A 13,238-nucleotide genomic window follows, 5' to 3' on the forward strand; every position below is an offset into this window, starting at 1 on the left:
CATTAACCGGCCATTTGTTTTTCGCGGATTTCCGCCAGCGTTTTACAGTCGATGCAAAGATCGGCGGTCGGACGCGCTTCCAGACGTCGGATACCAATTTCAACGCCGCAGGAATCGCAGTAGCCGAAATCGTCATCTTCCACTTTCTTCAGCGTCTTCTCGATCTTCTTAATCAGTTTGCGCTCGCGGTCACGGTTACGCAGTTCAAGACTGAACTCTTCTTCCTGTGCTGCCCGGTCAACCGGGTCGGGGAAGTTAGCGGCTTCATCTTGCATATGCGTGACGGTGCGATCAACTTCATCCCGAAGCTGGTTACGCCAGGCTTCAAGGATCTTCTTGAAATGCGCCAGCTGGGCTTCATTCATGTACTCTTCGCCCGGCTTCTCCTGATAGGGTTCCACACCAGCAATGGCGAGAATACTCAGGGACGAGGTTTTACGGTTTTGCCCTTCTTGCATGTTGTTTCTCCTGGATAACACGCACTATCGATCCCCAACGGGGATAAAAACAGGCCGCTATAAATAGCAGAAGCGGTTAAGGTTGGCAATTATTCCTGAACATCCCTTGACAAGAGCGTGAGGAAAAGCGTATCTGGCGCACGATAAGAGTCTTCGTATACAGTGCATTACAGATTTACCGCCAGTTTCCTCTCAAGCAAAAGACCTTCAGGTGAAAAGCCTGCTTTATAGCAAAGCACCTCAACGCCGCTTAAGCGTGCCTGAGCCAAAAGTTCTGCGTATTGCGCATCAATATGACGTGCCGGGGTGACGTCCTCAATCCCCGAGTGCAGAACGGCAAAGAAAAGTACCGCGCGTTCGCCATTTTCCGCAATCTTCGCCAGTTCGCGTAGATGCTTTTGGCCCCGCTCGGTCACCGCATCCGGAAAATATCCCCTACCAAGATGTAAGAGCGTTACGGATTTGACTTCAATATAGCAGTTGGCGCGTTGATCTGCTTTTAACAGGAAATCAATACGGCTTTTTTCAGCGCCGTATTTGACTTCACTTTGCAGGCTGGCATAACCGGATAATTCCGGAATCCTTTGCGCCAGCAGCGCTTCCTTCACCAGCGTATTGGCGCGCAGCGTATTGACGCAAATCCAGTGCCCCTGCTGCGTCTGCGTCAGTTCCCAGCTGTGCGGGTATTTCCTTGTCGGACTCTGTGACGTGGAATACCACACCGTGTCGCCGGGCGTGGCGCAACCTGTCATCGCGCCGGTATTGGCGCAGTGCAGCGTTAATTCCGCACCTTCTGGCGTGATGACGTCGGCCAGAAAACGTTTATAGCGTTTAACCAGCGTGGCCTGGCGCAAAGGAGGATAAAAATTCATAAAATTTCCTGTTGCAGCGTCCAGCCAGCCCGTTCCCGGTAACGCGTGCGGCCTTTGGCAAAAACGGATTCAAAGAGCGCAAAGCGGCTGACGCGAAACTGCCAGCTAAAATTACGCGGCGGCAACGCAACCGGCTGGAGAGCATGGCGCAGTAATGTTACATGCGGATGAAAGGGGAGCGAACTTTGATAACAGCCGCTGCGAGCCGCCTGGGATCGCAGAATAGCCGCCAGCTGTAAAAGCCCGCGCGGGGCCTGCTTTGGCCCCAGCCACACCACGCCGGAACGCGGCCAGTGTCCGGCATCATCCAGCTTAAGATCGAACGGCGACTGCTTAATTTTGCCCGCCATCTGCTTTAGCGCCTGCGTTTTTTCTTCGCTGACGTCGCCCAAAAAGGCCAGCGTAAGGTGTAAATTAGCCGCCGCTACCGGGCGACCGGCTTCTTCTGCAAAGGTGGCGGCCCGCCACTGAACGATGCTCTGGCTGCTCTCTTTTGGCAGTTCAACGGCGAAAAACAGCCTTTTTTGCTCACTCATGATGCTCTCCGGTATTACCGATGCGGGAATGCTACAATGCCCGGCAATTTAAGGCCAGGAGCAGAGACGTGAGTTCACTACCTATCAGCGCGGTTTTACCTCAGCTGTTGACAGCATTGCAGACATCACACCAGGTATTGCTGGCAGCGCCGACGGGCGCAGGGAAATCGACGTGGCTGCCGCTGCAAATTCTCCAGCAGGTCAGCGGCCGCGTTCTGCTGCTGGAACCGCGCAGGTTGGCGGCACGCAACGTGGCGCAGCGGCTGGCAGAACTGCTGGGGGAACAGCCCGGCGAAACCGTGGGCTACCGGATGCGTTCGGAAAGCCGCAGCGGCCCGTCAACGCGGCTTGAAGTGGTCACGGAAGGTATTCTTACGCGCATGCTGCAACAGGATCCGATGCTGGAAGGCGTTTCGCTGGTGATCCTGGATGAGTTTCACGAGCGCAGCCTGCAGGCCGACCTGGCGCTGGCGCTGCTGCTGGATGTGCAGCAGGGGCTGCGTGACGATCTGAAGATCCTGCTGATGTCGGCCACGCTCGATAATCAACGGTTACAGGCGCTGCTGCCGGACGCGCCGATGATTTGCTCAGAAGGCCGCTCTTTTCCGGTCGAGCGGCGTTATGCTGCTTTATCATCCGGCTATCGTTTTGAAGAGGCGGTGGCGCGCCAGGTCAGCCAGCTTCTGCGCGAAGAGGCCGGCTCGCTACTGCTATTTTTGCCGGGCGTGGGCGAGATCCAGCGCGTGCAAACGCATCTTTCTTCACTGGTCGCTAACGATATCGACCTTTGTCCTTTATATGGCGCTCTGCCGCTGGCAGAACAGCGTAAGGCTATTTTTCCCGCTGCGGCCGGTCGACGTAAAGTGGTACTGGCAACCAATATTGCGGAAACCAGCCTGACGATTGAAGGTATCCGGCTGGTCGTGGACAGCGCGCTGGAACGCTCAGCGCTGTTTGATGCGCGTACTGGTTTAACACGGCTGCAAACGCAGCGGGTCAGCCAGGCTTCGATGACCCAGCGCGCCGGTCGCGCTGGCCGTCTGGAGCCGGGTATCTGCGTTCATCTGCTTGCCAGGGAGCAGGCAGAACGAGCGGCGGCCCACGGCGATGCGGAGATCCTGCAAAGCGATTTAAGCTCGCTGTGGCTGGATTTATTACAGTGGGGCTGCCACGACGTTACCCAGTTAAGCTGGCTGGATACGCCACCAGCCGCCAGTCTTGCCCAGGCGCAGCGCCTGCTGCAACAGCTTGGCGCAACCAATAATGCAGGCCAGCTAACGGCAAAAGGTCGGCGCATGGCCGCGACGGGTAGCGAACCTCGTTTTGCTGCCATGCTGGCTGACGCAGGCGAACATGCCGACAGCGTTGCCACGGCGGCCTTGCTGGTCGCTATCCTGGAAGAACCGCCGCGCGGCAATGTCGATTTGCGTGACGCGCTGCATCGTCAACAACCAAACTGGCAGAAACGAGCCGTTCAGCTTCAGCGGCGGCTTCGCGTTAGCGGTGGTGTCGTTGATGCTGATTTAGCGCCTTCTTTACTGGCTGATGCTTTTCCCGACCGTATCGCCCGCCGTCGCGGTGCCGATGGTCGCTACCAGCTGGCGAACGGCACGGGCGCCATGCTCGACAGCGAAGCGGCGTTAACCCGCTATGAGTGGTTGATAGCGCCTGCACTGCTGCAAACCGGCGCGCAGCCGGATGCCAGAGTGCTACAGGCTCTGCCGCTGGAAATAGAGACGCTGATTAAGCAGCGGCCGCAGCTCCTTGAGCAGCGCGTCGAGGTTGAATGGCACGATGAACGCGGCACGCTTTCGGCCTGGCGTCGCGAGCAGATCGGCGAGCTGGTTTTAAAAAATCAGCCCCTGAGCAAGCCAGATGATGAAGTGCTGCATCCTGCGATATTACGCTGGATCCGCCATAAAGGACTGTCGGTACTGAACTGGACTACCGCTGCGGAACAGCTTCGCGTACGGCTGGTCTGTGCCGCTACGTGGTTACCGGAGCAGGCATGGCCAGCGGCCAGCGAGGCCGCACTGCTGGCCAGTCTGGAAAAATGGCTGCTGCCGATGATGAACGGCGTGCGTGATGCAAAAGGGTTAAAACAGATAGATTGTGTCAACGCGTTATTACAATTACTCACATGGCCGCAACGTCAGCTGCTGGATACTGTGCTGCCAACTCATTACACTGTGCCCACCGAAAGTCGGCTGCCAATCCGTTACGACGAAGAGAAGCCGCCGGTGCTGGCCGTGCGGTTACAGGAGATGTTTGGCGAAGCGCAGAACCCGTGCGTGGCTAACGGCCGTATTCCGCTGGTGTTAGAGCTTCTTTCACCTGCGCAAAGGCCGTTACAGATCACCCGTGACCTGGCCGCGTTCTGGCAAGGTGCATACCGTGAAGTACAAAAAGAGATGAAGGGACGCTATCCCAAACATCTCTGGCCAGACGATCCGGCAAACGCCCAGCCTACGCGGCGAACCAAAAAGTATTCTGCACCTTCCTGATCCGCGTTTCGGAAGGTTCCCGTTCCACAGCAGTTGATGTAAGAACAAAGTAGTCGGCCTTGCCGACTGCGGCGCCGGAGAAAAAAACGAATGTCAGACGATCGCGAACCTATTGGGCGTAAAGGTAAACAGCCCACACCCCCGCGTAAAACAACGGGCCGAGGTCGCCGCAGGGATATTGAGAATGTTGATTTTCAGGATGACCAGGATAACGAGGAGACAGTAGCCGTGCCACGTAAAGGAAAAGGAACAGGAAAGGGAGGCCCGCCGCGTAAAAAAAGAGGCTGGCTAAGCTTAATGATTAAGCTGCTGCTGATATTTATCGTCGTGATGGCGGTATATGGCGTTTACCTGGATTCACAGATCCGCAGCCGTATTGACGGCAAAGTCTGGCAGTTGCCCGCCACGGTTTATGGCCGCATGGTCAACCTTGAACCCGGCATGGCCTATAACAAAAAAGAGATGATCGCGCTGCTGGAAGGGACGCAGTACCGTGAGGTCACGCGCATGACGCGTCCCGGCGAGTTTACCGTTCAGGGTAACAGCATTGAGATGATCCGCCGTCCGTTTGACTTCCCGGACAGCAAAGAAGGGCAAATCCGCGCGCGCCTGAGCTTTAATAACGACTCGCTGACCGAGATTAAAAACCTCGACAACGGCCGTGACTTTGGCTTCTTCCGCCTCGATCCTCGCCTGATTACCATGCTGCAATCGCCAAACGGCGAGCAGCGCCTGTTTGTGCCGCGCGCAGGTTTCCCGGATCTGCTGGTGGATACGCTGGTCGCGACCGAAGACCGCCATTTCTATCAGCATGACGGCATCAGCCTTTACTCTATTGGCCGCGCGTTTCTGGCAAACATCACGGCGGGTAAAGCGGTGCAGGGCGGCAGTACGCTGACGCAGCAGCTGGTAAAAAACCTGTTTCTGACCAACAAGCGTTCGCTGTGGCGTAAGGCCAACGAAGCCTATATGGCTTTGATCATGGACGCGCGCTACAGCAAAGACCGCATTCTTGAACTCTATCTGAATGAGGTTTACCTGGGGCAGGCGGGCAACGATCAGATCCGCGGCTTCCCGCTGGCCAGCCTTTACTACTTTGGCCGTCCGGTGGATGAGCTGAGCCTGGATCAGCAGGCGCTGCTGGTGGGCATGGTGAAAGGCGCGTCGCTGTACAATCCGTGGCGTAATCCAAAGCTGGCGCTGGAGCGTCGTAATCTGGTGCTGCGCCTGCTGCAACAGCAGAAGGTGATCGACCAGGAGCTGTATGACATGCTTAGCGCGCGTCCGCTTGGCGTGCAGCCGAAAGGCGGCGTGATTACGCCACAGCCTGCCTTTATGCAGATGGTGCGCAACGAGCTACAGGCGAAGCTGGGCGATAAGGTGAAAGATCTGTCCGGCGTGAAAATCTTCACCACGCTGGATCCCGTGTCGCAGGATGCGGCAGAAAAAGCGGTGGAAGAGGGAATTCCTGCCCTGCGCAAACAGCGTGGCCTGAAGGATCTGGAAACCGCCATGGTGATCGTTGACCGCTTCAGCGGCGAAGTCCGCGCTATGGTGGGCGGTGCCGATCCGCAGTTTGCCGGTTATAACCGTGCGCTTCAGGCGCGCCGCTCAATTGGTTCTCTGGCGAAGCCTGCGACCTATCTGACCGCGCTGAGCCAGCCGGATAGCTACCGTCTGAATACCTGGATTGCCGATAACCCGATTGCGCTGAAGCAGCCAAATGGGCAGATCTGGAAACCGCAGAACGATGACCATCGCTTTAGCGGCCAGGTCATGCTGGTAGACGCGCTGGCGCACTCAATGAATGTGCCAACGGTAAACCTGGGGATGACGCTGGGCCTGCCGCAGGTTGTAGATACCTGGGGTAAACTGGGCGTGTCGAAAGATCAGCTGCAGGCGGTTCCGGCGATGCTGCTGGGCGCGTTGAACCTGACGCCGGTTGAAGTGGCGCAGGCGTTCCAGACCATCGCCAGCGGCGGTAACCGTGCGCAGCTTTCGGCATTGCGCTCGGTTATTGCGGAAGATGGCACCGTGCTTTATCAGAGCTTCCCGCAGGCTGAACGCACCGTTCCGGCTCAGGCCGCTTACCTGACGCTGTACGCTATGCAGCAGGTTGCGGAAGAGGGCACGGCGCACGCGCTGGGTGTACGTTATCCGAAAGCGCATCTGGCCGCGAAAACCGGTACCACCAATAACCAAATCGACAGCTGGTTTGCGGGCGTGGATGGTAAAGAAGTCGCTATCACCTGGATTGGCCGTGATAACAACCAGACCACCAAACTGTATGGTGCCAGCGGCGCGATGCAGATTTACCGTCGCTATCTGGACAACCAGGCACCGATGCCGCTGATGCCAACGCCACCGGAAGATATTGCGCCGATGAACGTTGATTCGGCAGGCAATTTTGTCTGCGGCACGGGCAGCAGCAGCTGGCGGACATTGCCGGTCTGGACGACCGATGCCAACGCGCTCTGCCAGCAGCAACAGCAGCAGATTCAGCAGCAGCAACAGCAAATGCAGCAACAGCAGCAACAGCAGCCGCCGCCGCAGAATGAGCAAAAGGACGCCGATGGCGTGGCGGGCTGGATTAAAGATATGTTTGGTAAGTAACTGACGTGATGAAGAAAACCGGCTCCTTGTGGGCCGGTTTTTTTATGGGGAGCATTGTCCGCACGATCGCAATGAAAGACAGCCTGATGCAAGCCACTACATTATCGGCACTGGAAAGTTTACTCTCTCAACCTCGCTTACCGGTTGCTTCTGAAAGTCATAAAACACGCCTTTCGTCCTGACACAAAAATCAGCCCTTCGTTTTCACATTTTTAAGCGCGTTTTTACCGTGATCTGGTCAAAAAGCAGCGGATTTTCTCTTGCGAAACTTTCGCCAATTCGCATAATATCCTCTCGTTATAATAATAATTCTCGTTTACATTCAACTTTTTCATCCAGAGAATCGCTAAATGGCTCTTTCAGCTTTGAAATCATCAGCTTTGCCAGTGAACACACATTTATGCCGTCTGGCCTGTTTTGTTGCTCTCGCACTTTCTTCTTCCGCTTTTGCCGCCAGCGAAAAGACGATTACCGTTAGCGCCAGCGCCGATACGGGCAGCGAAAATGCCTGGGGGCCGGCGCCAACTATCGCCGCCAAACGCAGCGCTACCGGCACGAAAACGGATACGCCGATTGAAAAAAATCCGCAGTCCGTTTCGGTAGTGACTAAAGAAGAGATGTCGCTGCGTAATGCCAATACGGTTAAAGAAGCTTTTAGCTACACGCCAGGCGTGCTGACCGGCAACCGTGGCAGTTCACAGGTGATTGATGCGCTGTCAATCCGCGGCTTTAGCGAAACTAACACCAATCAATATCTGGACGGCCTGAAGCTCCAGGGCGACAACTATTCTGAATTTGCCATCGATCCTTACTTCCTGGAGCGCGCCGAACTGCTGCGCGGCCCGGCTTCCGTACTTTACGGCAAGAGCAACCCTGGCGGCGTCGTAGCGCTGGTCAGTAAGCGTCCAACCACGGAAACGCTGCGCGAAGTGCAGTTTCAGATGGGCACGGATAACCTGTTCTCGACCGGCTTCGATTTTGGCGGCGCACTGGATGACAATGGCGTTTACTCTTATCGTCTGACCGGCAAGGCGAGCAGCCAGGATGCGCAGCAGGATATGCAGAAAGAAAAGCGCTATACCATTGCGCCTTCCTTCAGCTGGCAGCCCGATGAAAACACCAACTTCACGCTGCTGACCTATTTCCAGAACGAACCTGAAACCGGCTATTACGGCTGGCTGCCGCGTGAAGGCACGGTGGTGCCCATTACCGATGCCAGCGGCAAGCAGCACAAGCTTTCTAGCGACTTTGACGAAGGCGAAGCGAGCAACAAGATCTCCCGCAACACCAAAATGGTGGGTTATAACTTCTCGCACAGCTTTAACGATACCTGGACCGTGCGCCAGAATCTGCGCTATGCCGATCTGCGTACCGACTATCGCAGCATCTATGGCAACGGCTATGACAGCGCGAGCAACTCGATTACCCGCGCTTACGCCGGTTCAGAAGAAGAGCTGAACCAGTTTGCGCTGGATAACCAGGCGCAGGCTAAATTTGCCACCGGAGAGCTGGATCATACGTTGCTGCTGGGCGTCGACTATCAGCGCACGCGCAACGATATCAACGCGGGCTTTGGAACGGCGTCGTCCCTCAATGCGCTGAATCCGCAGTACGGCAACGACAGCACCACCATCACATTCCCTTACCACTATCTGAACAAGCAGCAGCAGACCGGGCTTTATGCGCAGGATCAGATGGAGTGGGATCGCTGGGTAATGACGCTGGGCGGCCGCTACGATTACGCTATGACCTCGGCGTATAACCGCGACTCCAGTGCATTGACGAAAAGCCACGACCAGGCCTTTACCTGGCGCGGCGGTCTGAACTACGTCTTTGATAACGGCGTTGCGCCGTACTTCAGCTACAGCGAATCCTTTATTCCAACTTCGGGTACGACTAAAGAAGGGCAGGTGTTCGATCCTTCACGCGCGAAGCAGTATGAAGCAGGCGTGAAATACGTGCCGAAAGACCGCCCGATTGTTATTACCGGTGCGCTTTACCAGCTGACCAAAACGAAAAACCTGACGGCCGATCCGGCTGATTCAGCTTATAGCGTGCAGAGCGGTGAAATCCGTTCGCGCGGCGTTGAGCTGGAAGCGAAAGCGGCCGTTAATGCTAACGTTAACGTGACGGCGTCTTACACCTATACCGACGCGGAATATACCCACGATACGCTGTTGAAAGGCAAAACGCCGGTAGAGGTGCCGAAAAATATGGCATCGCTGTGGGCGGATTACACCTTCCACGAAACGGCGCTGTCCGGCCTGACCGTGGGGACAGGTTTACGTTACGTGGGTGAAAGCAAGAGCCTGTACAGCACCGGCACCAATGCTAACCAGAACTTTAGCGTAGCGGGTTACACTACCGTTGACGCCGTAGTGAAATACGATTTGGGCCGTTTCGGGCTGCCAGGCTCGTCGGTTGGCGTGAACGTCAGCAACCTCTTCGATCGCGATTACGTTGCCAGCTGCTACCGCGACTACGCCTGCTACTGGGGCGCCGAGCGTCAAATTGTCGGTACTGCTACCTTCCGTTTCTAATCGACATCGGGCGCGGTTCGCCGCGCCCGTCAGACAGAAGATTGTTATGCATCCTCTTACCGACAGCACCTTCTCGCTGCATCAAACTACTTTTGCCGTGCCTGGACGAGTGCTGCTTCAGCCTCTTTCGCTGACTTTTCCGGCCGGGAAAGTTTGTGGCCTGATAGGCCATAACGGCTCCGGCAAATCCACGTTATTAAAACTGTTAGGTCGTCATCATGCGGCAACCGGCGGCGAAATAACGCTTAACGATAAGGCGCTGGCACAATGGCCCGGCAAGCTTTTCGCCCGTGAAGTGGCTTATTTACCGCAGCAGCTGCCGCCGGCCGAAGGCATGACGGTACGGGAGCTGGTAGCGATGGGGCGCTATCCGTGGCATGGCGCGCTGGGCCGCTTTGGCGTGGAAGACCGTGAGCGCGTCGAGGAAGCTATTGCGCTGGTGGGACTCAACCCTTTTGCGCAACGTCTGGTCGACAGCCTTTCCGGCGGCGAGCGCCAGCGTGCGTGGATAGCGATGCTGGTGGCGCAAAACAGCCGCTGCCTGCTGCTGGATGAACCCACTTCTGCGCTGGATATTGCGCATCAGGTAGAAGTGCTGAAGCTTATTCAACGCCTTAGCCGCGAGCGCGGATTAACGGTTATCGCCGTGCTGCACGATATCAATATGGCCGCGCGCTATTGCGATCGTCTGGTGGCGCTACGCAGCGGCGAGATGATAGCGCAGGGCGATGCCAGCGTAATTATGCAGCCACGGGTACTGCAAGAAATCTATGGTATTCCGATGGGGATTTTGCCGCATCCGGACGGCGGTACGCCGGTGAGCTTTGTTTATTAAAGGGACGACCATGCCGGACTTTTTTCGCCGCCGTTTGCTGATGGCGATGGCGCTATCGCCGTGGCTGCCCGCGCTCGGCGCACGCGCCGCATCCGTTGACGACAGCCGTATTATCTCGCTGGAGTGGCTGCCGACCGAGCTGCTGCTGGCGCTTGGCGTGATGCCGATGGGCGTGGCGGAAATGTACAACTATCAGCTGTGGGTCGGCGAACCAAAGCTGCCCGCTGCAACGGTGGACGTTGGTCTGCGTACTGAACCCAATCTGGAACTGATGATCCAGATGCGGCCTTCCCTTATTCTCTACTCTTCCGGCTATGGCCCGTCTGCGGAAAAGATTGCGCGCATTGCGCCAGCCATGGGTTTCGCCTTCAGCGATGCCAGCGGTAAGCCGCTGACGATGGCGCGAAAATCTTTAATGCAGCTCGCCGAACGTCTCGATCGCGTGCCGCAGGCACAGCAGCATCTGCTGGAGTTTGATGCCTTTATGGCCACTTCCAGAGCGCGTATTGCCGGTAAGGCGCAGCGGCCCGTGCTGCTGATGTCGCTGCTGGATGCGCGCCACGCGCTGGTTTTTGGCAAAGGAAGCCTGTTTTTGCAGGTCATGGACGAGCTGGGGCTAACCAGCGCCTGGCAAGGCGAAACTAACTTTTGGGGAAGCGCGGTAGTGGGCCTGGAGCGGCTGGCAACCATGGATAATGTAGATGTGATTTGCTTTGCCCACGGTGACGATAATTTAATGCAGCAGGTAAGCGCGACGCCGCTCTGGCAATCTTTTGCCTTTGTGCGCGAGAAGCGTTTCTGCCGCGTTCCCCAGGTCTGGTTTTATGGCGCGACGCTTTCCGCAATGCGTTTTTGCCAGTCGCTTAACCGCGCGCTGGAGTCGCTATGAAACCATTACGCTTTCCTGTCCTGTTGTTGGCGCTGTTGCTGCTGCTGGCGCTCGGCCTGACTTATGAAAACTTTAGCCAGCAGCTGCCGCCTGCGCAGTGGCTGGGCGCGATAAAAGCCGCCAGCCCGGATAACGTCAGCCAGATGCTTTTTCATTACAGCCTGCTGCCGCGCCTGACGCTGTCGCTGTTGGTCGGCGCGGGGCTGGGACTGGTTGGTTTGCTGTTCCAACAGGTGCTGCGTAATCCGCTGGCAGAACCCACAACGCTTGGCGTGGCAACCGGCGCGCAGCTTGGGCTGACGGTAGCCGCGCTGTGGAGCCTGCCGCTGTTCAGTCAACAAATTGCCGCGATGCTCGGCGCACTGGTTATCGGGCTGCTCGTGTTTGGCATTGCCTGGGGCAAAAGGCTTTCTCCGGTCACCTTGATTCTGGCGGGCCTGGTGCTGTCGCTGTACTGCGGCGCGGTTAACCAGCTTATTGGCTTATTTCATCACGACCGGCTACAAAATATTTTTCTGTGGGGAACGGGTTCGCTTAACCAGATGGACTGGAATAACGTCACGTTTCTCTGGCCGAAGCTGCTGGTAGGTTTTCTGCTGGCGCTGCTATTGCGAAGGCCGATGACGCTTATGGGGCTGGACGACGGCGTGGCGAAAAACCTTGGCCTGGCGCTTTCACTGGCAAGGTTTGGCGTACTGACGCTGGCGATTGTGCTCAGCGCGCAGCTGGTCAACGCCGCTGGCGTAATCGGCTTTATCGGGCTGTTTGCGCCGCTGCTGGCAAAAATGCTGGGCGCAAGGCGGCTGCTTAGCCGGATGCTGTTAGCGCCTTTTATCGGCATGCTGCTGCTGTGGCTGGCCGACCAAAGCGTACTCTGGCTGGCCGCTCGCTGGCAGGAAGTTTCAACCGGCACGGCCACCGCGATTATCGGCGCGCCGCTGCTGCTGTGGCTGCTGCCACGGCTGCGCGCCTCTGCTGCGGCACCTGCTATGAATCAGGGCGATCGCGTTCCGGCCGAGCGGCATCATTTGTGGTGGTGGAGCCTTGGCGGTGTAGCATTGCTGTTGATTCTGACCCTGGTCTCGCTCAGCTTTGGCCGGGGAGCACACGGCTGGCAGTGGGCGAGCGGTGAACTATGGCAACAGCTGCTGCCGTGGCGGATGCCGCGTTTGGTAGCCGCCTTAGCCACGGGCATGATGCTTGGCGCAGCCGGGTGTCTGGTGCAGCGTTTAACCGGAAATCCGATGGCCAGCCCGGAGGTGTTAGGGATCAGCTCCGGCGCGGCGTTTGGCGTGGTGGTGATGCTGTTCCTGGTGCCGGGCGATGCCTTTGGCTGGCTGTTACCCGCTGGCAGTCTTGGCGCGGCGGCGACGCTGCTGATAATTACCTTTGTTGGCGGTCGCGGCGGCTTTTCGCCGGAGCGAATGTTGCTGGCGGGGATGGCGTTGAGTACCGCTTTCGCCACGTTGTTATTGCTGCTGATGGCCAGCGGCGATCCGCGCATGGCCGAGCTGATGACGTGGATTTCTGGTTCAACCTATAACGTTGATGGTCGCCAGGCGATGCGCACGGCAATTATCGCGACGGTCCTGTTGGCCCTGACGCCGCTGTGTCGACGCTGGCTGACGCTGTTGCCGTTAGGTGGGGAAACGGCTCGCTCGCTCGGCGTAGCGCTCAGAACGTCGCGGATGGCGCTTTTATTGCTGGCGGCGGCGCTGACGGCGGCAGCAACGCTAACCATCGGGCCGCTTAGCTTTGTGGGCCTGATGGCACCGCATATCGCGAGGATGCTGGGCTTCCGGCGTGCGCTTCCACAGCTGGTCATTGCAGTGTTGCTGGGTGGCGGACTGATGATGATTGCAGACTGGTGCGGACGCATGGTGGCCTTCCCGGCGCAGGTGCCGGCGGGGCTGTTGGCGACGTTTATCGGTGCGCCTTATTTTATTTATCTGCTGCGGAAGGTGTGAAGGGCGCGTCCATGCGCCAGGGGG

9 protein-coding genes are annotated in these 13,238 nt (G+C 57.4%); 6 read left to right on the forward strand and 3 right to left on the reverse strand.

Annotation, left to right across the window (positions count from 1 at the left end):
- Positions 1-2 precede the first annotated feature (2 nt).
- The 3 genes from dksA to thpR all read right to left on the reverse strand — a co-directional run bounded on the left by dksA (position 3) and on the right by thpR (position 1,866).
- Positions 3-458 carry an RNA polymerase-binding protein DksA gene (gene dksA, locus KUE00_RS04090; protein ID WP_246758256.1) on the reverse strand — a complete coding sequence of 152 codons (456 nt, stop codon included), beginning with the start codon at positions 456-458 and terminating at the stop codon, positions 3-5.
- A gap of 167 nt (positions 459-625) precedes the next feature.
- On the reverse strand, positions 626-1,330 hold the full coding sequence (gene sfsA, locus KUE00_RS04095) for a DNA/RNA nuclease SfsA (protein WP_246758257.1): 705 nt from the start codon (positions 1,328-1,330) through the stop codon (positions 626-628).
- Positions 1,327-1,866, reverse strand: a complete 540-nt coding sequence (gene thpR, locus KUE00_RS04100) for an RNA 2',3'-cyclic phosphodiesterase (protein ID WP_246758258.1) — start codon at positions 1,864-1,866, stop codon at positions 1,327-1,329. Before thpR ends, sfsA begins: the two co-directional genes overlap by 4 nt.
- A gap of 68 nt (positions 1,867-1,934) precedes the next feature.
- Between thpR and hrpB the strand changes: the two genes are divergently transcribed.
- The 6 genes from hrpB to fhuB all read left to right on the forward strand — a co-directional run bounded on the left by hrpB (position 1,935) and on the right by fhuB (position 13,214).
- Positions 1,935-4,370, forward strand: coding sequence for an ATP-dependent helicase HrpB (gene hrpB, locus KUE00_RS04105; protein ID WP_246758260.1), 2,436 nt, complete (start codon positions 1,935-1,937; stop codon positions 4,368-4,370).
- A 90-nt stretch (positions 4,371-4,460) separates the two neighbouring features.
- Positions 4,461-6,983, forward strand: a complete 2,523-nt coding sequence (gene mrcB / locus KUE00_RS04110; RefSeq protein WP_246758262.1) for a bifunctional glycosyl transferase/transpeptidase — start codon at positions 4,461-4,463, stop codon at positions 6,981-6,983.
- Between the two features lie 350 nt (positions 6,984-7,333).
- Positions 7,334-9,523 carry a ferrichrome porin FhuA gene (gene fhuA / locus KUE00_RS04115; protein ID WP_246758263.1) on the forward strand — a complete coding sequence of 730 codons (2,190 nt, stop codon included), beginning with the start codon at positions 7,334-7,336 and terminating at the stop codon, positions 9,521-9,523.
- 46 nt (positions 9,524-9,569) lie between these two features.
- Complete coding sequence (fhuC, locus tag KUE00_RS04120; protein ID WP_246758264.1) at positions 9,570-10,358, forward strand: Fe3+-hydroxamate ABC transporter ATP-binding protein FhuC; 789 nt, start codon at positions 9,570-9,572, stop codon at positions 10,356-10,358.
- Positions 10,359-10,368: 10 nt separating this feature from the next.
- Entirely contained in the window at positions 10,369-11,247 is an 879-nt protein-coding gene (fhuD, locus tag KUE00_RS04125) for a Fe(3+)-hydroxamate ABC transporter substrate-binding protein FhuD (RefSeq protein WP_246758265.1), read from the forward strand.
- On the forward strand, positions 11,244-13,214 hold the full coding sequence (gene fhuB / locus KUE00_RS04130; protein ID WP_246758266.1) for a Fe(3+)-hydroxamate ABC transporter permease FhuB: 1,971 nt from the start codon (positions 11,244-11,246) through the stop codon (positions 13,212-13,214). The genes fhuD and fhuB overlap by 4 nt, the downstream gene beginning before the upstream one ends.
- Positions 13,215-13,238: the final 24 nt, after the last annotated feature.

Origin of the sequence: Erwinia phyllosphaerae (genome assembly GCF_019132875.1) — a bacterium.
GTDB lineage: Bacteria > Pseudomonadota > Gammaproteobacteria > Enterobacterales > Enterobacteriaceae > Erwinia > Erwinia phyllosphaerae.